This window comes from Klebsiella sp. RHBSTW-00215, from assembly GCF_014103785.1.
GTDB lineage: Bacteria > Pseudomonadota > Gammaproteobacteria > Enterobacterales > Enterobacteriaceae > Klebsiella.
This window is the reverse complement of the sequence record NZ_JABXQS010000001.1, coordinates 217,152-238,957: the sequence shown is the minus strand read 5'-3', so window position 1 is coordinate 238,957 and position 21,806 is coordinate 217,152. Positions and strand designations below refer to the sequence as shown.

Here is a 21,806-nt window from a genome sequence, read left to right as displayed (position 1 = left end):
ATGAACTCATGAATGCATTTTCAAATAAAAAACGTCTTTTAATATGATGGTGGTCACACTTAGCATCTATTGATTGATTTTATGTGATTATCATCACTTTAATAATCAGGAAAACATGACCGTTTGAGAATGTTAATTCTAAAACCCACAAAGAGAATGACCGATTAAATTTATAATGTGGAAAACGGGCAGTTGTTACAATTATCGCTAAAATGCCCGTTTTCTAATGTATCAGTAATAACGGGCATTTTTGAGAAATTAAAAATGAGCTATCTGTTTTTTTTAGCTTTAAATAAGTGAGGGGTGTCACAGAATGTGGTGATGTAAATTCCTTTCTCATTATTCAGGATGATGATGGTGAACAATTATTCGCATTATTCAACAGCGCCAGGGCGTCATGCCAGGTGAGTCGTCTGTTGTCGTATTGAGCATCATAAAGAGAGGTAAGAAATGGAACGAAATAGACTGGCCCGGCAGATTATTGATACCTGTCTGGAAATGACCCGCCTGGGATTAAACCAGGGAACCGCAGGTAATGTGAGCGTGCGTTATCAAGGGGGAATGCTCATAACGCCTACGGGCATCGCTTATGAAAAACTGACCGAAGCACACATTGTTTATATTGATGCCGACGGTCAGCATGAGCAGGGCAAACTGCCATCCAGCGAGTGGCGTTTTCATATGGCGGCTTATCAGACGCGTTCTGACGTTAACGCGGTGGTGCATAACCATGCGGTTCACTGCACGGCGGTATCGATCCTCAACCGTCCTATTCCGGCTATTCACTACATGATTGCGGCGGCGGGCGGTAATTCTATCCCCTGCGCACCATACGCCACTTTTGGGACCCGCGAGCTGTCTGAATATGTGGCCGTAGCCCTTAAAAACCGTAAAGCGACGTTGTTGCAGCACCATGGCCTGATCGCCTGCGAAGCGAATCTGGAAAAAGCACTGTGGCTGGCGCATGAGGTGGAAGTGCTGGCGCAGCTCTACCTCAGCACGCTGGCTATTGTCGATCCGGTTCCGGTGCTTGATGACGAGGCGATCGCTATCGTGCTGGAAAAATTCAAAACCTACGGACTACGTATCGAAGAATAAAGCCTAAGAGAATGTTTTCTCCCGGCAGCCGGATGGCGGCGTATCGCCTTATCCGGCCTGTGTTTGATGCCGCTTTGTGGGCAGGATGCAACAGGTTTACCGCCGTCTGCGGGATGGTAGCCTGGACAGATGCGCAGCATCGCCTCCGGGAAATTCTGCCCCTCTGCACTCTGCTCCCGGGGGCGGCGCAAAGCGCCTTGCCCGGGCTACGGGGTAGCCGCCGTCTGTGGGCAGGATGCGCCATCCGGGCAACGGGTTCACCATCGTCTGCGGGCAGGATAGCGCTACCGTGCCAGACGCAGCTGTTGCAGGTTGCCATCCAGCTGCAAATCGGTTTGCAGGCGTGCTATCTCACGGCAGGTAAACGCCATTTCTTTATGTTCTTCCAGCTTCTTACTCCACTTCTCCGGCACTTCCGCCAGTCGCGCGTAGATCCCTTCCAGATCCTGAAAATCGGTTAACAGTTGGGCGGCGCTTTTCGGCCCAATCCCCGCCACGCCGGGAACCTTTGAGCTGCTGATGCCCGCCAGCCCCCAGTAATCAGGCAGTTGCTCGGGCGTGACGCCGAACTCTTTGGCGATAAACGGCGCATCCAGCCAGCGTTTCTGGAAATAATCGCGAATGCGGATAGTTGGCGACAGCAGCTGGCAGTAGCCTTTATCGGTGGAAACAATGGTGGCCTGATGCCCGGCCTGCGCCACTTTCACCGCCAGAGTGGCGGCAAGGTCGTCGGCCTCGCTGCCGGAGATCGCCCAGCAGCGGAACCCACGCTGCTCGAACGCCGCTCGCAGTGCTGGCATCTCCGCTTCGAGGGTTTCCGGCATCGGTGCGCGCCCGGCTTTATAGTCCGGCAGGCGCTGATGTCGCCAGCCGTGAGCGCGGTCTTCATCATCAAACACCGCCACGACGTGAGTCGGCTGGCTATGGACCACCAGTTGTTCAAGCGCGTGCAGGCAGGTATCGACGCAGGGCGACCCCTGCACCGCGTGGATGCGGCGAATGAGATTAAGTGCGTCGACGATGAGTAGATGAACGGCCACGGATGTCCCCATAGATAGGCTCCTGTTCTTAATGCCTTTTAGGGTAACATCGCTGCGCGGATGAGGCTATTGGCACCAGGAGAATCAGGAAGATGACTCGCAGTTTCGACCTAATCGACGTGCATCAGCAGGCTGGGTTCGCTATTAGTGGCGTCGCCGTACCAGACCGCTTCGCGCACCGAAATCGGTTTGTTGATAAGCCCCAGGGCGTAAAAACGATCGGCGATACTTTGCTGGGCGCGAATCACGTTGAGTTCCATCGGGCGTGTACGATGGCTGCGGCGGCCTAATGCTCGGGTCAGCGAAGCGGCATTAATCCCCAGCTCCGCAGAGAGCAGGTTTGCAGCTTCATCACGGTGCTGGTCGATAAACTGCCCGGTCTGCGTTAATTCGGCAACCAGGCGCTGCATAATATCGTTATTGCGGATGGCGTAGTCGCGGCGCGAGAGGTAGAAATGGTGGTTGTTGACGCGCCCCTCACCGCTGGTGACGACCCGTAATTCACCGCTACATTCCGCATCGCTGAGTAGCGGATCCCACATCATCCACGCATCAACTGTTAGATAATCGCTGGCGGCTAGCGGGTACTTCGGTGGAATGTAGACCACTTTGACGTCATTCAACTCTAGCCCGGCCTCTTCCAGAATATGCAGCAGCAGCCAGTGAACGTTAGAACCTTTATTCAGCGCGATGCGCTTGCCACGCAGGTCGGCAATGGTGTGGATATCGCTGTGCTGCGGGACGACCATCGCCACGCTTTGCGGTGCGGGCGGCTCCCAGGCGACGTAGACCAGATCGCTGTTGTTGGCCTGAGCGAAGACCGGAGGCGCTTCGCCAGTGGTACCGAAATCTATCTCATCGCAGGCCAGCGCGTGCAGCAACTGTGGCCCGGCGGGGAACTCGCTCCACAGCACGCTGACGCCGTGGCTGGCAAAGGCTTTCTCCAGACTTTGCCGCGCTTTCAGGATACCGAGGTTGCCGAAACGCTGAAAACCGATGCGCAGTTCCCGGTCATGACTGTCACTATTTACCGCCGGACGATAAGTCGGCTCCAGCCTGCGGCGGCCTTTAATCATGCCAAAATTCGCCAGCTGCGTGCGCAGCGTGTGGCGACTAATGCCTAGCAACGCCGCGGCCTGGCTTTGGTTATCGTCGCAGTGTGCCATCGCGCCGCGAATCAACGCCCCGGTGACCCGCTCCCACAGCGGCTCACCCGGGAGGGAGAGCTGGTGGTGAATAAGGTCGTCCAGTTCATTATCGCTGGCTGCCGGTAGCGCACTGCTTAGGGTCGTCAACCGTAGCTGGGCAGGGCTAATGACCTCTTCTTTACTGAGTAGCACCGCGTTATGCAGGGTGTTCTCCAGCTCGCGGATATTGCCCGGCCAGGGGTAATCCATCAGCCTTGCCAGGGTTTCCGGGGCCAGACGGCAAACCGGGCGGCCCAGACGATGGGCGTAGAGCGAGAGGAAATGGTCCGCCAGCACGGGAATATCCTGACGGCGCTGGCGCAATGGTGGCAGCGGCACGATGGCGATATTCAACCGGTAGTAGAGGTCTTCGCGGAAACGACGTTCGCGGATGGCCTGCATCAGATCAACGTGGGTGGCGGCGATCACCCGCACATCGACCTTGATCGCTTTGCGTGAGCCGACGCGGGTGATTTCGCGCTCCTGCAGGACGCGCAGCAGCTTGACCTGTAGCGACAGGCTCAGCTCGCCGATTTCATCGAGCAGCAGCGTGCCGCCTTGCGCTGCCTCGAACCAGCCAGGATGGCTTTGTATCGCGCCAGTAAAGGCCCCTTTTTCATGACCAAACAGCTCCGCTTCCGCCAGGCTTTCGCTGAGCGCGCCGCAGTTGACCGCCAGAAACGGCCGGTGACGGCGCGGGCTATGGTGATGCAGGTAGCGGGCGACAACCTCTTTACCGGTGCCGGTTTCGCCGACGATCAGCACCGTCGCTTCGGTAGGGGCCAGTTTATCCAACAGACTCTGAAACGCTTTTGACGCCGGGTCGATTAGCACGGGCGTAGCGGATGGGAATTCAGGGTTCAGCATGGCGGATCTCCGGTAGTTGATGCCCTGAACTTATCCTGTGCCGACGGCGGAAACCAGAGGGTAAACTCGCCGGACTGTTGCAAAAGCGACAGTCTGGTCGCATTGGCTGGCGCATTTGCAACAGCAAGGTGAAATTTAATCTCTGCCAACACACTGAATTTGTTTGGTTAATTTTTTATTTACCATTGGCATGATTATCGCTAACACTCATATAACTAAATTAAAACAACACTTCGATAAATATCGAATATGGTTATATAGGAAAGAGATAATGACCCAAAAAGCCGACGAGAAAATCAATGTGTTCTGGTTCCTGCCTACCCACGGTGATGGCCGCTACCTGGGCACCGCAGAGGGGGGACGCCCGGTTGATTTGCCTTACCTGCAGCAGGTGGCGCTGGCGGCCGATAGCCTTGGCTACTACGGCGTGCTGATCCCCACCGGGAAAAGCTGTGAAGATTCCTGGCTGGTGGCCTCGGCGCTGGCGCCGCTGACCCGCCGTTTGCGCTACCTGGTCGCCGTCCGTCCAGGCCTGCAACCGCCGACGCTGGCGGCGAGAATGGCGGCGACGCTCGATCGCCTGTCTGGCGGTCGGCTGCTGATTAACGTCGTCACCGGCGGCGATCCGGTGGAGAACAAAGGTGACGGTATTTTCCTTAGTCACGGCGAACGCTATCAGGTGACCCGCGAATTTCTCGATGTTTACTCGCGTCTGCTGAAAGGCGAAAATGTGGACTATCACGGCGAGCATATTCACGTTGAGGGCGCGGAAGTACTGTTTCCTCCGGTGCAGGAAAACGGCCCGCCGCTCTATTTTGGCGGTTCTTCTGAAGATGCCATCGATGTCGCCGCCGACCAAATCGATACTTACCTGACCTGGGGCGAGCCGCCCGCGCTGGTGGCCGAAAAGCTGGCCGTAGTGCGCGAGCGCGCAGCCGCCCGTGGACGCACGTTGCAATACGGTATTCGTCTGCACGTGATTGTTCGTGAAACCGAAGAGGAAGCGTGGGCAGCTGCCGATCGCCTGATTTCTCATCTTGATGACGACACTATCGCCCAGGCGCAGAAAATTTTTGCCCGCATGGACTCCACCGGACAGTCGCGGATGAGCGCGCTGCATAAAGGTTCGCGCGACAATCTGCGCATTGCGCCAAACCTGTGGGCGGGCGTAGGGCTGGTACGAGGCGGGGCAGGGACGGCGCTGGTTGGCAACCCACAACAGGTGGCGGAACGCATTCGTGAATATCAGGCGCTCGGTATCACCAACTTTATCTTCTCCGGCTATCCGCATCTGGAAGAGGCGCATCGCTTCGCAGACCTGGTGATGCCGCTACTGCCGCTGGCAGGCCATGATCAGCCGAAAGCGCGTAGCGTGAATACCGGCCCGTTCGGTGAAACCATCGGCGGCGATAAGCGCCCGGTAAAACAGGTCAGCGCAAGCTGAGAGGAGGCCAAATGTTGAAGGCGCTGGACTATGCAAACTGAACCCCATGTGGTGATTGTCGGCGGCGGATTTAGCGGCGCGGCGGTGGCTATTCATCTACTGCGACTGGCCCCGGTTGGCGTGCGGGTGACGCTACTGGAACCGCGCGAGATCCCCGGCGCGGGCGTGGCCTATTCCACGACGGAGCCGAGCCATCGGATCAACGTTCCTGCCGCGCGGATGCAGCTGGCGGGGGAAGAGGACGGTGCATTTGATAGCTGGTACCGCCACCAGCCTGCTTTTGCTGACGATCCGCAGGCCCAGCTTGCGGACGGCACGGTTTATCCGCAGCGCGGGCAGTTTGGCCGTTACATTGCTGAGCGTTTTGCCGGGGCGGCGCGTGCCAGCGAAGGACGGCTGGTACATCTGCGCGAACAGGCGCTGAGCTTTAATGATGGCGAGGTGGTCACCGACGGTGGTCGTCGGTTATCAGCTGATCTGCTGGTACTGGCGATAAGCCATCCGCCACCTTCTTTACCGTTGCTGGCTAAACCGTTTGAGAAACATCCGGCGTTAATCGCTAACCCCTGGCGAGCGGGCGCTCTGGAAAATATCGCACCAGAGACGAGCGTGGCGGTTATGGGGACTGGCCTGATGATGGCGGATACCATCGCCACCCTAACGCGCCTGGGCCATCGGGGGCCGATTACCGCGTTTTCACGCCGTGGGCTGTTATCCCGCAGCAACCAGAGCGGCAACAGCGCGAGCTGGCCCGCTGAATACGACGAGGGTTCGCTGCGCCAGCGGCTGCGGAAGATCCGCAAGGATATCGACTGCGCAGCGGAGCAGGGACTGGCCTGGCAGGTGGTACTGGACGCGGTGCGCAACCAGGGGCAACGCATTTGGCGGGGACTGACGGTTGCCGATCGTCAGCGCTTTCTGCGCCATTTGCGCAGCTACTGGGATGTTCACCGCTACCGTATCGCCCCGCAGGTGGCTGAGGTGCTTGAACAGCGCCAGCGTGATGGCAACCTGAGCGTACAGGCCGCGAGATTGACGGCGCTGGAAGCCGACGCGCAAAAGCTGACGCTAACCCTGTCGCCTCGGCGCGGTGAACCGCAACGAGTGACCGTTGATCATTTAATTTTAACCACCGGCCCGGCGCACGGCGCGTTGACCGACAGCCAGCCACTGCTGCGCCAACTGAGCCAGCGCGGGCTGATTTGTGCCGATGCCCTTGGGCTGGGGCTGGATGTTGATGAGCGCTCCCGCGCCGTTGATCGGGAGGGCCGTGCCGTGCCCAACTTGCTGATCTCCGGGCCTGCCGCGCGGGGGTTCTTTGGTGAACTGATGGGCCTGCCGCAGGTGGCTGACCATGCCGCCGACGTCGCGGCCGAAGCTCTGCTAACCCTGGGAATCAAACAATCCACCCGATGTCCGGCGTTCTGAACGTCTTTTATCCCTGATTCCCTTAATGATTATGCGCGCGTCCCGCTGCCGGGGCGCGCCGTGGAGAAGTGCTATGTCATCACAACGTGAAATTCGTCTGAACGCTTTTGATATGAACTGCGTCGGCCATCAGTCGCCGGGGCTATGGGCCCATCCGCGCGACCGCTCCTGGCAGTATAAAGACCTTGAGTATTGGGTCGATCTGGCGCGACTGCTGGAACGCGGTAAGTTTGATGGCCTGTTTATTGCCGATGTGCTCGGCGTTTACGATGTGCTGAACGGTAATGGCGATGCGGCGCTTCGCCAGGCGGCACAGGTGCCGGTTAACGATCCGCTGGCCCTGATTACGCCGATGGCGCTGGTGACGGAGCATCTGGGATTCGGCCTGACCGCTTCGCTCTCCTTTGAACATCCGTATCCGTTTGCCCGTCGTCTGTCGACTCTCGACCATCTGACCAAAGGGCGGGTCGGCTGGAATATTGTGACTTCATACCTTGAGAGCGGTGCGCGCAATATTGGCCAGAAAGCGCAGACCGACCACGACGCCCGCTACGACTATGCCGATGAGTATCTGGAGGTGGTCTATAAGCTGCTGGAGGGGAGCTGGGAAGATGGTGCGGTGCTGCGCGATAGGGAGCGTAAGATCTTCAGCGATCCGCGAAAAATTCACCCGATAAATCATCAGGGCAACTTTTTTTCTGTACCGGGGATCCATCTATGTGAACCGTCACCGCAGCGCACGCCGGTGCTCTATCAGGCGGGCGCTTCCAGCCGCGGTAAGCAGTTTGCCGCCGGGCATGCGGAGTGCGTGTTCGTTGGCGCGCCGTCAAAAGTGCTGCTGAAAAAGACGGTGGCGGATATTCGCCGCCGTGCCGAAGAGGCCGGACGCGATCCGCGCAGCATCCTGATCTTCAATATGCAGACGGTCATCGTCGGTGAGACCGACAGCGCAGCGCAGGCGAAATGGCAGGAGTATAAACCGTACGTCAGCTACGAAGGGGCGCTAGCGCTGCTCTCGGGCTGGACCGGAATCGACCTTGGTCAGTATCAGCCAGATCAGGTGCTGGAGTATCTGCATACCAATGCGATTCAGTCGATGGTGGAGGCGTTTTCAACCGCTGATCCGAATAGCCAGTGGACGGTGCAGAAGCTGGCGGATTGGGCCGGGATCGGCGGCTTCGGCCCGCTGGTGGTCGGTAGCCCGCAGACGGTTGCCGATGAATTGCAGTCCTGGGTGGAGGAGACCGATGTCGATGGCTTCAACCTCGCCTATGCGGTGACGCACGAAACCTTCCGCGACGTGGTCGACCTGCTGATCCCTGAACTGCAAAAGCGCGGTGTGTTCAAGCAGGAGTATCGCGAAGGAACCCTGCGTGAAAAGCTGTTTGGCGCAGGTCCACGGCTGACAGCGCCGCATCCGGGGGCCAGCTATCGCCACGGCGCACCGGTCGCGGTCGGGAGCGAAGAGAAGGTGGGTTGAGTTTTACCAGGCCAGTACAGATGGTGCAGTTGGTTCCCCTCACCCTAACCCTCTCCCCAAAGGGGCGGGGGACTGGCTCGTGCGGTTTGTGGGGCCGGAGCGCTTTCCCGGAGGTGGCGCTTGACGCGCCTGTCCGGGCTACCGATCCGTGCAGTCTGCGGTTTCGTAGCCCGGGTAAGGCGCTTGCGCCGCGACCCGGGGATGGAAAGCTAAATTACTGTTTATCCAGCGACCAGGTGGCGCTGCGCACATCGACTTTCACCGGCAGCAGGCCGATGCGGGTGAAGGTATCCGCCAGCGCCTGCTGTTCGCTATAGACCGCTGGCGTCATGCGCTCGGCACCGTAGGGCAGGCGCGCCAGCGTCTTCAGCCAGATGGCCTTATCCAGCCCGGTTGAGGTGGAAAGGATCCCGGCGGCATCATCCTGATGGCTATTGGCCCATTCGCTGAGTTTATCCAGTTCATCAACCACTTGCTTCGCAGTATCCGGATAAGTATCGGCAAATTTACGGCTTGCCAGATAGAAGGTGTAGTGCGGCACCAGCCCTTCGGCGTTGCGGATCTGTCGGGCTTTGGCATTAGTTTCCACTTCCGCCAGGAACGGATCCCAGATAACCCACGCGTCAATGGCGCCACGCTGGAAGGCGGCGCGGGCGTCGGCAGGCGGTAGGTAGACCGGGGTGATATCTTTATAGCTCAGTCCGGCTTTTTCCAGCGCGGCCACCAGCAGGTAGTTCACGTCGGAGCCTTTGTTTAACCCCACGCGCTTGCCTTTAAGATCGGCGACAGTCTTAATCGCTGAGTTTTCCGCCACCACAATGGCTTCTGTTTTCGGGTTCGCCGGTGAATGGGCCAGATAGACCAGATCTGCCTGTGCGGCCTGGGCGAAGGCCGGTGGCGCATCACCGGTCGCGGCGAGGTCGATGCTGCCGACGTTCAGCCCTTCCAGCATTTGTGGCCCAGCCGGGAACTCTATCCAGCGCACGGCGATCCCCTGCTTTTTAAAGTTCTCATCAAGAGTGCCGCGATATTTCAGCAGCGCGAAGATATTGGCTTTCTGGTAGCCGATATTGACGGTTTCCGGCGTTTTCGCCAGCGCGGAAGTGGATAAGCCAGCAAGCAGTAGCAGCAGGGCCGGGCGAGATAGTTTGAGCATGATTCGTTCTCCTTAAGCGGTTTTGCGTAAGGTAACAAATCGTCTTTATAACCAATAAATAACTAAATTTTCATTTATATAACGTAATTGAAGGAGAGGGGCCCGATATGCTGCAGCATACCGGGCGTGAGCGTTAATCGCAGGCGACAATCTTCATCGCCAGGCCGCCGCGAGAGGTTTCGCGGTATTTGGCATTCATATCTTTGCCGGTTTCGTACATGGTTTCGATGACTTTATCGAGGCACACGCGCGGCTCGCTGGTGCGGCGCAGGGCCATACGTGCGGCGTTGACGGCTTTAACCGCAGCGATAGCGTTACGCTCGATGCACGGTACCTGCACCTGCCCGGCAACCGGGTCGCAGGTCAGGCCGAGGTTGTGTTCCATGCCGATTTCTGCGGCGATGCACACCTGACCGGGGCTGCCGCCCAGCAGTTCGGTCAGACCGGCCGCTGCCATTGAGCAGGCCACGCCGACTTCACCCTGGCAGCCTACTTCAGCGCCGGAGATCGACGCGTTCATTTTATACAGTGAGCCAATGGCGCTGGTAACCAGCAGATAGCGCGCCAGCGAGTTGGCGTTCACTTTGCGGATAAACTTGTCGTAGTAGGCCAGCACCGCAGGCACGATGCCGCAGGCACCGTTGGTCGGCGCGGTCACCACGCGGCCACCGGCGGCGTTCTCTTCGTTGACCGCCAGGGCGAACATGTTGATCCAGTCCACCACCGCCATTGGGTCGCTATTGGTGTTGTCCTGACTTACCAGCATCCGGCGCAGCGCGGCGGCACGACGCGGTACGCGCAGCTTGCCCGGCAGGACGCCTTCGGTGGTGATTCCGCGTTCAATCCCGCCGCTCATCACTTCCCAGACCGCAGTGAAGTGCTGTTCCAGCTCTTCTTTACTGTGCAGCGCCAGCTCGTTTTGCATCATCAGTCCAGAAAGCGACAGCCCGCTTTCCTGGCAATGGCGCTGTAAATCGGCGGCGTTTTTGTAGGGATAAGGGACGGCGACCGACGCGTCGTTGGTCAGGCCGAAATGGTCTTCGTCGACGATAAAGCCGCCGCCGATAGAGTAGTAGGTCTGGCTGTAGAGAACCTGGTCGCCGCCCAGGGCGGTAATCCGCATGCCGTTCTCATGCAGCGACAGGTTGTCGGCATGGAAATTCATGCATTGATCGACCGGAAACGCGACTTCCTGCTGGCCGTTTGCCAGCATCAGACGGCCATGGGTGTTGACGTCCTGGATAAAGCCAGGGATAGCGTCGATGTCGACGGTATCCGGCAGGTTGCCCGCCAGGCCCATAATAATCGCGATGTCGGTGTGGTGGCCTTTACCGGTCAGGGAAAGGGAGCCGTAGACGTCGACGATGACTTTGGTTACCTCGGGAAGCAGCCCGTGCTCAATAAGATCGTCCGTGAATTGTTTGCCCGCTTTCATCGGTCCAACGGTGTGGGAGCTGGAAGGGCCAATGCCGATTTTAAAAATATCGAATACGCTGATCATGATGCATCCAGTGCTGTCTGCGCCGCCGTTAGGCGGCGCGAGGGGATATTAGCTAAACAGGGAGTAGAAAATCGCGGAGATAGCAATCAGGCCCATCAGCACCACGAAGACGTTGCTGATGTGGCCGCTGTATTTGCGCATTGCCGGGACTTTCTGGATGGCGTACATCGGCATCAGGAACAGAATCATCGCAATAATCGGGCCGCCAAGGGTTTCGATCATCCCGAGGATGCTCGGGTTCAGGGTCGCCACAATCCAGGTGGTGACCAGCATGAACAGAGCAGTGATCTTGTTCAGTTTGGTGATTTCGATGGATTTTCCTTTACCGCGCAGGGATTTAATCACCATGCCGTTAAAGCCTTCACGAGCGCCCAGATAGTGGCCGAGGAAGGATTTGGTGATAGCAATCATCGCAATGATCGGGGCCATCCAGGCGATAACCGGCGCGTTAAAGTGGTTTGCCAGGTAAGAGAGGATGGAGATGTTCTGATCTTTCGCTGCCGCCAGGTCTGCCGGAGAGAGGCTCAGTACGCAGCTGAAGACGAAGAACATCACGGTCAGCACCATCATGATGTGCGCGCGCGCCAGAATGCTTGAACATTTTTTCTCTGCGTCCTGGCCGTACTCTTCGCGTTTTGCCACGGCGAAGGAGGAGATGATCGGCGAGTGGTTAAAGGAGAACACCATCACCGGAATCGCCAGCCACAGAGTCATCCACAGGCCGTTGCCGGTAGAGGCTGCACTACTCAAGGACAAGGTTTCCAGCGCAGAGCCGTTCCACTGAGGGATCAGGTACAGAGCCAGAATCATCAGCGCCACAACGAACGGGAACACCAGCACGCTCATCGCTTTGACGATCATATGTTCGCCGAAGCGCACAATGGTCATCATGCCGACAATCAGAATCAGGGAAAGAATGGCGCGCGGCGGCGGCGTCATGTGCAGTTGGTGCAACATAAAGCTCTCGACGGTATTGGTGATCGCCACGCTGTACACCAGCAGAATCGGGTAGATAGCGAAGAAGTAGAGCAGGGTAATCAGCTTGCCTGCGCCGACGCCGAAGTGCTCTTCGACCACTTCGGTGATGTCTTCACCCGGATTTTTACCGGACAGCACAAAACGAGTCATACCGCGGTGGGCGAAGAAGGTCATCGGAAAGGCCAGAATCGCCATAATGATCAGCGGGATCAAACCGCCTACGCCCGCGTTGATCGGCAGGAAAAGTACGCCCGCGCCGATAGCCGTGCCGTACAGGCCCAGCATCCACATGGTGTCCGTTTTACGCCAACCGCTACGGGTAGCATCCGAAACGATGGTGCTGGTTTGAGTGGTTTCCATCTGTATCTCCTGGAGGAAGCAACAAAATCTAATGAAGAAAAACGACTGAATAATATGAAATTCGTTTGTTTACGGTTTTTTAGGCATTTTCTCCGTAACAATTGGTGCGGGAAGATACATTTATATGGTGAATTCATCAGTGATCGCGATCCCAAATGCAATAATCCACTTTTAATGTGCGTATTTTTAGTTCAACAGCCTGTTTGTGGTTGTCAGCTAGTTATTTGTGGCGCGGAGGCTATCATTTTCAGCATATGAGATAATAGTAGGCTTGCGTAATAACGAGGTTTTTACTGTGGAAACACGATGTTCTCGACGTTTTTGCGTTAAAAAGTATTTTTTATAGTGATATTTATTGCTTTTTTTGGAAACGCAAACGATTGGCTATGCAAAAATGTTTTAAAAGATTCATAAAGAAATAGAATTTATTGGAAAGCATGCGGACTGATTAATGGACGAGAGAACAGGGCTTTTGTGCAGAGTGAGGCTTTACCGGTTTGTGAGGAAGGGTAGCCCGGATACCTTCGGGAAACTCAGCCCCTCTGCGCTCTGCTCCCGGGGGCGGCGCGATGCGCCTACCCGGGCTACAGGTGCATCACCGACTGCCGTCCGGTAGCCCGGACAGATGCGCAGCATCGCCTCCGGGAAATGTGCCGGACCTGAGACATCACCGCGGCTTCTTCCCGGCTCGTGCTGCGCTTAGCCAGGCTACAGGTTTACAGACATCTACTGGAAGGTAGCCCGGACAATGCGTTAGCCGCTGTCCGGGATAAAAGAACTCAGGAGCAGATTTCGTAGCAGGGGATGTAGGCGGTACCGCCAGGCAGTTTCATACGATGCTGAGCAACAAAGCCCTGCAGCAGGTCATCCATGCGGCGCATCATCGCCTGATCGCCATGAATTTTATACGGACCGAACTTCTCGATAGCCTGAATGCCCACTTCTTTTACGTTACCGGCGACGATACCGGAGAAGGCACGACGGAGATCGGCGGCCAGTACTTCCACCGGTTGATCCGGGTAGAGCTTGAGATTGGCCATATTCTCATGCGTCGGTTCGAACGGCATTTGCAGATCCGGGGCGATGCGGATAGACCAGTTGAAGCTATAGGCATCACCGGTTTCGCGGCGATTCTCTTTCACCATTGGCATCGCTTTTTTCATCTGCCGCGCCACTTCTGCGGCGTCGTCAATGATAATGCGATAGTGACGGCGCGCGGATTCGCCCAGCGTATGCACGATAAACTCATCCAGCACGCGGAAATAATCGGCGCTCTCTTTTGGTCCGGTAAGGATTAACGGCAGCACCTGCGACTTGTTCGACGGATGCATCAAAATGCCGAGCAGATAGAGCAGCTCTTCCGCCGTCCCCACGCCGCCCGGGAAGATGATGATGCCGTGGGCGATACGCACGAACGCTTCAAGGCGTTTTTCGATATCCGGCATGATGATTAATTCGTTCACCAGCGGGTTCGGCGGCTCGGCGGCGATAATAGACGGCTCGGTCATGCCGATAAAGCGGCTGTCTCTGTAACGTTGCTGCGCGTGGCCGACGGCGGCGCCTTTCATTGGCGCTTCCATCGCGCCCGGCCCGCAGCCGGTGCAGATGTTCAGCTCGCGCAGACCCAGTTGTGTGCCGACGCGGCGGGCGTACAGATACTCATTTTCGTTAATCGAGTGGCCGCCCCAGCAGACAATCATATTTGGCGCTTCGCCGACGTGCAGGGCACGGGCGTTACGCAGAATAGAAAAGACCAGGTTGGTGATATGCACCGAGCTTTCCAGATCAAGATTTGGGAAGCGCACGGTGTTGTGGATTTGGCCGTAGACGAACAGGATATCGCGCAGTACGGCAAACAGGTTGGCCTGCAGGGAACGAATAATACGTCCGTCAACGAAAGCGTCTTCCGGCGGGTTGATCAGTTCCAGCTTCACGCCGCGTTCGCGACGCAGCACGTTAATATCGAAGTTTTCAAAACGAGACAGGAGCTCTTTGCTGTTATCGGTCAGGCTCCCCGAGTTGAGCACAGCAAGCGAGCAGTTGCGAAAGAGTTGATACAGGTCACTGCTGGCGGTGCGTTTAAGCATATCCACTTCCAGCTGCGACAGCATATCCATTGAACCAAGCGGGCTAACATGTGTAATCAAGTGAACTCCTTACAGGACGATTATCGTCTTCCTGTGATTACAATAGCCCTGCTGACGGCGTTTTCACAACCTTGCGCGCGCGTTAACGCACGCAAATTGTGAAAATGTTTACTATTGACGGGCGAGGCGAGCGATGGCCGGGACAAATTCGCTATTGCTGCGCCACGGATTGATATCCAGACCACCACGTCGCGTGTAGCGAGCATAAACGGAAAGGGATTCCGGTTGGCAGAAACGCTGAATATCGTTGAAGATGCGCTCAACGCACTGCTCGTGGAACTCGTTGTGGTGGCGGAATGACACCAGGTAGCGCAGCAGCTTTTCGCGATCGATTTTCGCCCCGCGATACTGAATCTGCACCGAACCCCAATCCGGCTGGTGAGTAATCAGGCAGTTGGACTTCAGCAGATGGCTAACCAGCGTCTCTTCGACCACTTTGCCGGAAGCCGCGCCCTGTAGATAGTCGGCGTTAAACTGGTAGTTGTCGATTTCAATATCCTGACTGTCGATGCAGGTGCCGTGCAGATGCGCCACCGGCTGGCCTTCGAGTTCCTCGAGGCGATACAGTGACACCTTCACTTCGCCCTGTGCGCAGGCGCTAAGATCGCGCGCCAGCGTCGCCTGTACTTCCTGCCAGTCGGCGAAGCGGGTCTGGTTAAAGCTGTTGAGATAAAGCTTAAAACTCTTTGATTCCACCAGATTCACGGTGGTGTCGTTCAGCTCAACGTGGCCCACGGCAACCTGCGGCAGACCTTTGGCGTTCAGCCAGGAGAGTTCATACAGCGTCCAGATATCGGCACCGTGAAACGGCAGGTTATCGGCGTGCAGATCCAGCGGATCGCGATTCAGGCTGCGCGGGACGCCCTGAAGCAGGCTGGCGTCGTAGGTATCGCGGTAATCAGTTGATTTACCGAGCGTCAGGCCAGCCAGCGCCTGATGATTATCGTAAGAAGACATGTTTCACCATAGTTAAAGCGGTTACACTATATGCCAAGTGTATCCTGTCTAACGTGAAGAGAGAAACCGGTGGACCATCAAACCGCAGAAGCGCTGCAAGCATTTACTCAACGTTATTGCGATGCGTGGCAGCAGCAATACTCCAGCCTGCCGCGTAGCGAGGATCTTTACGGCATCCCGTCGCCGTGCATTAGCGCGACGGATGATGATGGCGTTTTCTGGCAGCCGCAGCCGTTTTCTTTAGAGCCCAACATTAGCGCAGTTGAACGGGCGCTGGATATTGTGGTACAACAGCCGCTTCATGCTTATTATACCACTCAGTTTGCGGGTGATATGACGGCGCGCTTTGCCGATGAGGCCATGACGCTGCTGCAAACCTGGAGCCCGGATGACTTCCAGCGGGTGCAGGAGAATTTAATTGGTCATCTGCTGGTGCAAAAGCGTTTGAAGCTGTCGCCCACATTGTTTATCGCCACGCTGGACAGCGAACTGGATGTGATTTCGGTTTGTAATATGAGCGGTGAAGTGATCAAAGAAACGCTCGGAACCCGTAAACGGACCACCCTTTCTCCCTCGCTTGCGAGTTTCCTTAGTTCCCTTAAGCCTGGTCTGTAATCCAAACTACCCAAAACTTTGTGAGAGATCTCTTACAAGACCTGTAAGAGATCGTCATCATTTAAGCCGATCCGTTACTACCCTTGTTTTTATAAAATCAATATTATTCAAGTGATTATATATTTTTCGATTCTTGCTAATAGCGATAAATCTTAAGATATTGTCTCAAGAAGGGTTGTAAGACGAGGCGGAATCAGGGATTCTATACACATCGACAGGGAGTCGAGAGATGAAGTGAACATCAGGATGATGACACTTCTACAGGACCCGCCGGGATGGCGTAGCAAGGACAGGCTTCAGGATGAAGCACAGGATAACGCAGGATAGCGTAAAGGGACACCTCCAGGAGGGAGAACGAGAGCCGGTCGGGATGTTCGGTGGATCAGGAAGATCAGGATAGACTTACGGATGAGTTATTTCACATCGGGGTGGTGTGAAAGCAGGATGCAACAGTTTACGGATGAACATGGTCAGGAGACCTCAGGAAAAGTTTTCAAGGATGAGCAGGGAGCACCAATGTAGCTGGACTGCTGCAAAACGAACCGGGAGCACTGTTTATACAGTGCTCCCTTTTTTTATTTCTCTTCTGAATTTGCTATTCTGCGCCGGTTTACAACTCACTGAGGTTCCCCATGACTCTTCACCATCGCGTGCGTGAGCGCCTGCTCGCCATTGAAGCGCTGCTGCGCGAAACGGAACACTGGCAGGAAAATGCGCCAGAGAGCCGTGCGTTCGCCAGCGATCAACCGTTCTGCCTTGACACCATGGAACCGCTGGAGTGGTTGCAGTGGGTATTAATCCCGCGTATGCATCAGCTTCTGGAAAGCGAGATGCCGCTACCGCAGAATTTCGCCGTCGCCCCCTATTATGAGATGGCTCTGGATAATGCCCATCCGGTACGTGAGCAGGTACTGGCGGAACTGGTCCTGCTGGATACGCTGTTTGCGGGCGGTGAGGTCTGATGCTGGAGATTGTATATCAGGACCAGTGGTTGGTGGCCGTGAACAAACCTTCAGGCTGGCTGGTGCATCGTAGCTGGCTGGATCGCGATGAAAAAGTGGTGGTGATGCAAACCGTGCGCGATCAGATAGGCCAGCACGTGTTTACCGCACACCGCCTCGACCGACCCACCTCCGGCGTGCTGCTGATGGGGCTATCGAGCGAAGCGGGAAGATTGTTGTCGCAGCAGTTCGAGCAGCATCAAATGCAGAAACGCTATCATGCGATAGTTCGCGGCTGGCTGAGTGAAGAAGCGGTGCTTGATTACCCGCTGGTTGAGGAACTGGATAAAATTGCCGACAAATTCGCCCGCGAAAATAAAGACCCGCAGCCAGCGGTGACGCATTATCGTGGCCTGGCGACGGTAGAAATGCCGGTGGCAACCGGGCGCTATCCCACGACTCGCTATAGTCTGGTGGAGCTTGAACCGAAAACCGGGCGTAAACACCAGTTACGCCGCCACCTCTCCCATCTTCGCCATCCGATTATTGGCGATAGTAAACATGGCGATCTGCGGCAAAATCGCAGCGCGGCGGAGCATTTTGGCTGCGAGCGGCTAATGCTGCACGCCAGCCAGCTATCGTTAACGCATCCCTTTACCGGCGAGCCGCTGGTGATTCGCGCTGGTCTGGACGACGTCTGGATGCGCGCGCTGTCGCAGTTTGGCTGGCGCGGCCTTCTCCCGCTAAATGAAAGGGTTGAGTTTGCCGACGACAGCGGTCAGGATGAGAGTGTTGAGGATAATCCAGGGAGATAATCATGGCGGAAGTCGGAATTTTTGTCGGCACGATGTATGGAAATTCGCTCCTGGTCGCTGAAGAGGCGCAGGCCATTCTGAGCGGACTGGGGCATCAAGCAAAAGTGTTTGAAGATCCAGAGGTCAAAGACTGGGAATCATATACCGGGAAATACGCGCTGGTTGTGACATCGACCACTGGGCAGGGTGATTTACCGGATAATATTGTGCAATTGTACGAAGGCATCAAAGACATGTATCAGCCGCATTTGCGCTATGGAATTATTGCGTTGGGCGATAGCACCTACGCCAACTTTTGCGGCGGCGGTATGAAGTTTGATGCGTTATTACAGGAGCAGGGCGGTAAGCGAATTGGCGAGATGCTAATGATTGACGCCAGTGAAGATCCTGAGCCCGAAAGCGTCTCTAACCCTTGGGTAGAGCAGTGGGCGACGCTGCTGGATTAAGATCCTATCCCATCAGGGCTATTTTACTTGCCATTTTGAACCTGGGCAGTGCTCAGAATCCTCACGTACTACGTGTACGCTCCGGTTCTTCCGCGCTGTCCGCGTTCAAACTGTCTGCGCCAATAACTCCTGATGGGGTAGGCTCGAAAAGTTTCGCCCTCTCCCTACGCAGAGGGCGTCCCTTTTTACTTATTTTCAGTGCCAGTGGCCGGATTAACGGCCAAAAAGATCGTAACAATTCTCTGCCGTCCCGGCTTCGGGCATTTGCCTTAAAACCTCTACCACATCAGGGTCTTTACCGGGCTATTTCACGGGGTCAAGAGAGTTGATTCACACTCCTGTCTTTTGTGCCGCTATTTCCCCTTCAGAACAGGCTTTGCTTTTCATTTCCGTGAACTATCCCCCATCCCGTTAGGCATAAGCCACAAATCAGATTTACTACTGCAATGAAAGCTGTGTATTTGCACGGTGAGCCCGTCACCCCCCTCTTTTTATACTTTTCCTGCCAGTTACAAATGCAGTGCCAGATATAACGACAATTATGAAAAAACACTAACACGTCATTCTGAGTACCCTACAGGTTGTGCTGTTCAGAATGAACGTAGCTAACGCTATGATTCAGGAGTGCAACAATGAGTTCATTAAGTCAGGCGGCGAGCGGCGCTGAAAAGCGCACCAATGCTCGCTACTGGATAGTGGTGATGCTGTTTATCGTCACATCCTTCAACTACGGTGACCGCGCCACCTTATCTATTGCCGGTTCGGAGATGGCCAAAGATATTGGCCTTGATGCTGTCGGTATGGGGTACGTTTTCTCTGCGTTCTCATGGGCTTATGTTATCGGCCAGATCCCCGGCGGCTGGTTGCTCGACCGCTTTGGTTCAAAACGCGTCTACTTCTGGTCCATCTTTATTTGGTCCATGTTTACCCTGCTGCAAGGCTTCGTCGATATCTTTAGCGGCTTCGGCATTATCATCGCGCTGTTTACGTTGCGATTCCTTGTCGGTTTAGCTGAAGCACCTTCCTTCCCCGGCAACAGTCGCATAGTCGCGGCGTGGTTCCCGGCACAGGAGAGGGGCACGGCGGTATCGATTTTTAACTCTGCTCAGTACTTTGCCACCGTTATCTTTGCGCCAATCATGGGTTGGCTGACTCACGAAGTGGGCTGGTCGCACGTGTTCTTCTTTATGGGTGGCCTCGGGATCATTATCAGCTTTGTCTGGCTGAAGGTGATTCATGAACCGAACCAGCATCCAGGCGTAAACCAAAAAGAGCTGGATTACATCGCCGCAGGCGGCGCGCTGATCAACATGGATCAGGCCGTAGCCAAAGCCAAAGTACCGTTTAGCGTGAAGTGGGGACAAATCAAACAACTGCTGGGTTCACGCATGATGATTGGCGTGTATATCGGCCAGTACTGTATTAACGCTCTGACCTACTTCTTTATCACCTGGTTCCCGGTCTACCTGGTGCAGGCGCGCGGGATGTCGATTTTGAAAGCGGGTTTTGTCGCTTCGGTGCCGGCTATCTGCGGCTTCGTCGGCGGCGTGCTTGGCGGAATTATTTCCGACTGGCTCATGCGTCGTACCGGCTCGCTGAATATTGCGCGTAAAACGCCAATCGTCATGGGGATGCTGTTGTCGATGGTGATGGTGTTCTGTAACTACGTCAACGTGGAGTGGATGATCATCGGTTTTATGGCACTGGCCTTCTTTGGTAAAGGCATTGGTGCGCTGGGCTGGGCAGTCATGGCGGATACCGCGCCGAAAGAGATCAGCGGCCTCAGCGGCGGTCTGTTCAATATGTTCGGTAACATTTCCGGTATCGTCACGCCGATTGCCATCGGCTACATCGTTGGCACCACCGGTTCGTTCAACGGCGCGCTGATCTACGTCGGTGTCCATGCGCTGATTGCGGTGCTGAGCTATCTGGTGCTGGTGGGCGATATTAAGCGTATCGAACTGAAACCTGTCGCAGGACAATCATCATGACAACACAATCGAGCCCCGTTATCACCGACATGAAGGTTATCCCGGTGGCCGGGTATGACAGCATGTTGCTCAACATCGGCGGCGCGCATAACGCGTACTTTACCCGCAATATCGTGGTACTTACCGATAATGCCGGGAATACCGGCGTCGGTGAAGCGCCGGGCGGTGAAGTGATTTATCAGACGCTAGTCGATGCTATCCCGATGGTATTAGGCCAGGAAGTCGCCCGCCTGAATAAGGTGGTACAGCAGGTGCATAAAGGTAATCAGGCCGCCGACTTTGATACTTTTGGCAAAGGCGCCTGGACCTTTGAACTGCGGGTGAACGCGGTAGCCGCTTTGGAAGCGGCGCTGCTCGACCTGCTGGGCAAAGCGCTCAACGTGCCAGTTTGCGAACTGCTAGGGCCGGGCAAGCAGCGCGATGCGGTCACCGTGCTGGGCTATCTATTCTACGTAGGCGATCGCACGAAGACTGATTTGCCTTATCTGGAGACGACGCCGGGCAATCATGACTGGTATCACCTGCGCCATCAGCAAGCGATGAACAGCGAGGCGGTAGTGCGTCTGGCGGAAGCCTCGCAGGATCGCTATGGCTTTAAAGACTTCAAACTCAAGGGCGGCGTGCTGCCTGGCGAGCAGGAAATTGAAACCGCCCGTGCGCTGAAAAAACGCTTCCCGGACGCGCGTATTACGGTTGACCCCAACGGAGCCTGGCTGCTGGATGAAGCTATCGCACTGTGTAAAGGGCTAAACGATGTGCTGACCTACGCCGAAGATCCTTGCGGTGCCGAACAAGGTTTCTCTGGTCGCGAAGTGATGGCGGAGTTCCGCCGTGCGACCGGTTTGCCCGTGGCGACCAACATGATTGCCACAAACTGGCGCGAAATGGGTCATGCGGTGATGCTTAACTCGGTGGATATTCCGCTGGCCGATCCGCACTTCTGGACGCTTTCCGGCGCAGTGCGCGTGGCGCAGTTGTGCGATGACTGGGGCCTGACCTGGGGCTGCCACTCGAACAACCACTTTGATATTTCGCTGGCGATGTTTACCCATGTTGGTGCAGCAGCGCCCGGTAAGCCTACGGCTATCGATACCCACTGGATCTGGCAGGAGGGCGATTGCCGCCTGACCAAAAATCCGCTGGAGATTAAGAACGGGAAAATTGCTGTTCCGGATGCGCCTGGACTGGGCGTGGAGCTGGACTGGGATCAGATTAACAAGGCTCATGAAGCCTACAAGAGACTGCCCGGCGGCGCGCGTAATGACGCGGGCCCGATGCAGTATCTGATCCCTGGATGGACTTTTGACCGTAAACGCCCTGTTTTCGGCCGTCACTGATTACGCAATAAGGATTGA

The 21,806-nt window shown here is 56.0% G+C and carries 17 protein-coding genes; 10 read left to right on the top strand and 7 right to left on the bottom strand.

The genetic code is table 11. The annotated features are described in order from the left end of the window. Positions 1–450: 450 nt before the first annotated feature. On the top strand, positions 451–1,098 hold the full coding sequence (gene fucA / locus HV127_RS01150) for an L-fuculose-phosphate aldolase (protein ID WP_182234592.1): 648 nt from the start codon (positions 451–453) through the stop codon (positions 1,096–1,098). 284 nt (positions 1,099–1,382) lie between these two features. Here the strand turns inward: fucA and xni are convergent, their stop codons facing one another. Together xni and HV127_RS01140 are read right to left on the bottom strand one after the other, a co-directional pair. Next, complete coding sequence (xni, locus tag HV127_RS01145; protein WP_182240521.1) at positions 1,383–2,138, bottom strand: flap endonuclease Xni; 756 nt, start codon at positions 2,136–2,138, stop codon at positions 1,383–1,385. A 110-nt stretch (positions 2,139–2,248) separates the two neighbouring features. Beyond that, positions 2,249–4,192, bottom strand: a complete 1,944-nt coding sequence (locus HV127_RS01140) for a sigma-54-dependent Fis family transcriptional regulator (protein ID WP_182234590.1) — start codon at positions 4,190–4,192, stop codon at positions 2,249–2,251. A 271-nt stretch (positions 4,193–4,463) separates the two neighbouring features. On the opposite strand from HV127_RS01140, the gene ssuD reads away from it, so the two are divergent. From ssuD to HV127_RS01125, 3 genes are all read left to right on the top strand, one after another. After that, complete coding sequence (gene ssuD, locus HV127_RS01135; RefSeq protein ID WP_182234588.1) at positions 4,464–5,636, top strand: FMNH2-dependent alkanesulfonate monooxygenase; 1,173 nt, start codon at positions 4,464–4,466, stop codon at positions 5,634–5,636. 30 nt (positions 5,637–5,666) lie between these two features. Beyond that, positions 5,667–7,064: an FAD-dependent oxidoreductase gene (locus tag HV127_RS01130; RefSeq protein ID WP_182234586.1), complete on the top strand. Its 1,398-nt coding sequence runs from the start codon at positions 5,667–5,669 to the stop codon at positions 7,062–7,064. Between the two features lie 73 nt (positions 7,065–7,137). After that, a complete protein-coding gene (locus tag HV127_RS01125) occupies positions 7,138–8,544 on the top strand; it encodes an LLM class flavin-dependent oxidoreductase (protein ID WP_182234584.1) in 1,407 nt (468 codons plus the stop codon). 214 nt (positions 8,545–8,758) lie between these two features. On the opposite strand, the gene HV127_RS01120 is transcribed toward HV127_RS01125, so the two are convergent. The 5 genes from HV127_RS01120 to queF all read right to left on the bottom strand — a co-directional run bounded on the left by HV127_RS01120 (position 8,759) and on the right by queF (position 15,643). Beyond that, positions 8,759–9,700: an aliphatic sulfonate ABC transporter substrate-binding protein gene (locus tag HV127_RS01120; protein ID WP_182234582.1), complete on the bottom strand. Its 942-nt coding sequence runs from the start codon at positions 9,698–9,700 to the stop codon at positions 8,759–8,761. A 133-nt stretch (positions 9,701–9,833) separates the two neighbouring features. Beyond that, positions 9,834–11,201, bottom strand: a complete 1,368-nt coding sequence (locus tag HV127_RS01115) for an L-serine ammonia-lyase (protein WP_182234580.1) — start codon at positions 11,199–11,201, stop codon at positions 9,834–9,836. A gap of 48 nt (positions 11,202–11,249) precedes the next feature. Further along, positions 11,250–12,539 carry an HAAAP family serine/threonine permease gene (locus HV127_RS01110; RefSeq protein ID WP_182234578.1) on the bottom strand — a complete coding sequence of 430 codons (1,290 nt, stop codon included), beginning with the start codon at positions 12,537–12,539 and terminating at the stop codon, positions 11,250–11,252. A 779-nt stretch (positions 12,540–13,318) separates the two neighbouring features. Further along, the gene (gene ppnN, locus HV127_RS01105; RefSeq protein WP_110275885.1) at positions 13,319–14,686 is read right to left on the bottom strand and encodes a nucleotide 5'-monophosphate nucleosidase PpnN; all 1,368 of its coding nucleotides are present in this window, start codon (positions 14,684–14,686) and stop codon (positions 13,319–13,321) included. Between the two features lie 111 nt (positions 14,687–14,797). Then, positions 14,798–15,643 carry an NADPH-dependent 7-cyano-7-deazaguanine reductase QueF gene (gene queF, locus HV127_RS01100; RefSeq protein WP_182234576.1) on the bottom strand — a complete coding sequence of 282 codons (846 nt, stop codon included), beginning with the start codon at positions 15,641–15,643 and terminating at the stop codon, positions 14,798–14,800. Between the two features lie 69 nt (positions 15,644–15,712). Between queF and syd the strand changes: the two genes are divergently transcribed. The 6 genes from syd to HV127_RS01070 all read left to right on the top strand — a co-directional run bounded on the left by syd (position 15,713) and on the right by HV127_RS01070 (position 21,788). Beyond that, positions 15,713–16,258, top strand: coding sequence for a SecY-interacting protein (gene syd / locus HV127_RS01095; RefSeq protein ID WP_182234574.1), 546 nt, complete (start codon positions 15,713–15,715; stop codon positions 16,256–16,258). Positions 16,259–16,890: 632 nt separating this feature from the next. Further along, positions 16,891–17,220, top strand: coding sequence for a YqcC family protein (locus tag HV127_RS01090; RefSeq protein WP_182234572.1), 330 nt, complete (start codon positions 16,891–16,893; stop codon positions 17,218–17,220). Next, on the top strand, positions 17,220–18,014 hold the full coding sequence (truC, locus tag HV127_RS01085) for a tRNA pseudouridine(65) synthase TruC (RefSeq protein ID WP_182234570.1): 795 nt from the start codon (positions 17,220–17,222) through the stop codon (positions 18,012–18,014). The genes HV127_RS01090 and truC overlap by 1 nt, the downstream gene beginning before the upstream one ends. A gap of 2 nt (positions 18,015–18,016) precedes the next feature. Then, on the top strand, positions 18,017–18,460 hold the full coding sequence (locus HV127_RS01080) for a flavodoxin (RefSeq protein WP_181485085.1): 444 nt from the start codon (positions 18,017–18,019) through the stop codon (positions 18,458–18,460). A gap of 632 nt (positions 18,461–19,092) precedes the next feature. Beyond that, positions 19,093–20,451, top strand: coding sequence for a galactarate/glucarate/glycerate transporter GudP (gudP, locus tag HV127_RS01075; RefSeq protein WP_182234568.1), 1,359 nt, complete (start codon positions 19,093–19,095; stop codon positions 20,449–20,451). Continuing rightward, complete coding sequence (locus HV127_RS01070) at positions 20,448–21,788, top strand: enolase C-terminal domain-like protein (protein WP_182234566.1); 1,341 nt, start codon at positions 20,448–20,450, stop codon at positions 21,786–21,788. The genes gudP and HV127_RS01070 overlap by 4 nt, the downstream gene beginning before the upstream one ends. The last annotated feature ends 18 nt before the right edge of the window (positions 21,789–21,806 follow it).

Bases quoted from the DNA above. Each gene is read 5' to 3' on its own strand.
- HV127_RS01070 (WP_182234566.1), top strand. From the start codon at position 20,448: ATGACAACACAATCGAGCCCCGTTATCACCGACATGAAGGTTATCCCG.
- HV127_RS01080 (WP_181485085.1), top strand. From the start codon at position 18,017: ATGGCGGAAGTCGGAATTTTTGTCGGCACGATGTATGGAAATTCGCTC.
- truC (WP_182234570.1), top strand. From the start codon at position 17,220: ATGCTGGAGATTGTATATCAGGACCAGTGGTTGGTGGCCGTGAACAAA.
- HV127_RS01125 (WP_182234584.1), top strand. From the start codon at position 7,138: ATGTCATCACAACGTGAAATTCGTCTGAACGCTTTTGATATGAACTGC.
- gudP (WP_182234568.1), top strand. From the start codon at position 19,093: ATGAGTTCATTAAGTCAGGCGGCGAGCGGCGCTGAAAAGCGCACCAAT.
- HV127_RS01110 (WP_182234578.1), bottom strand. From the start codon at position 12,539: ATGGAAACCACTCAAACCAGCACCATCGTTTCGGATGCTACCCGTAGC.
- ssuD (WP_182234588.1), top strand. From the start codon at position 4,464: ATGACCCAAAAAGCCGACGAGAAAATCAATGTGTTCTGGTTCCTGCCT.
- HV127_RS01090 (WP_182234572.1), top strand. From the start codon at position 16,891: ATGACTCTTCACCATCGCGTGCGTGAGCGCCTGCTCGCCATTGAAGCG.
- HV127_RS01115 (WP_182234580.1), bottom strand. From the start codon at position 11,201: ATGATCAGCGTATTCGATATTTTTAAAATCGGCATTGGCCCTTCCAGC.
- fucA (WP_182234592.1), top strand. From the start codon at position 451: ATGGAACGAAATAGACTGGCCCGGCAGATTATTGATACCTGTCTGGAA.
- queF (WP_182234576.1), bottom strand. From the start codon at position 15,643: ATGTCTTCTTACGATAATCATCAGGCGCTGGCTGGCCTGACGCTCGGT.
- HV127_RS01120 (WP_182234582.1), bottom strand. From the start codon at position 9,700: ATGCTCAAACTATCTCGCCCGGCCCTGCTGCTACTGCTTGCTGGCTTA.
- HV127_RS01140 (WP_182234590.1), bottom strand. From the start codon at position 4,192: ATGCTGAACCCTGAATTCCCATCCGCTACGCCCGTGCTAATCGACCCG.
- HV127_RS01130 (WP_182234586.1), top strand. From the start codon at position 5,667: ATGCAAACTGAACCCCATGTGGTGATTGTCGGCGGCGGATTTAGCGGC.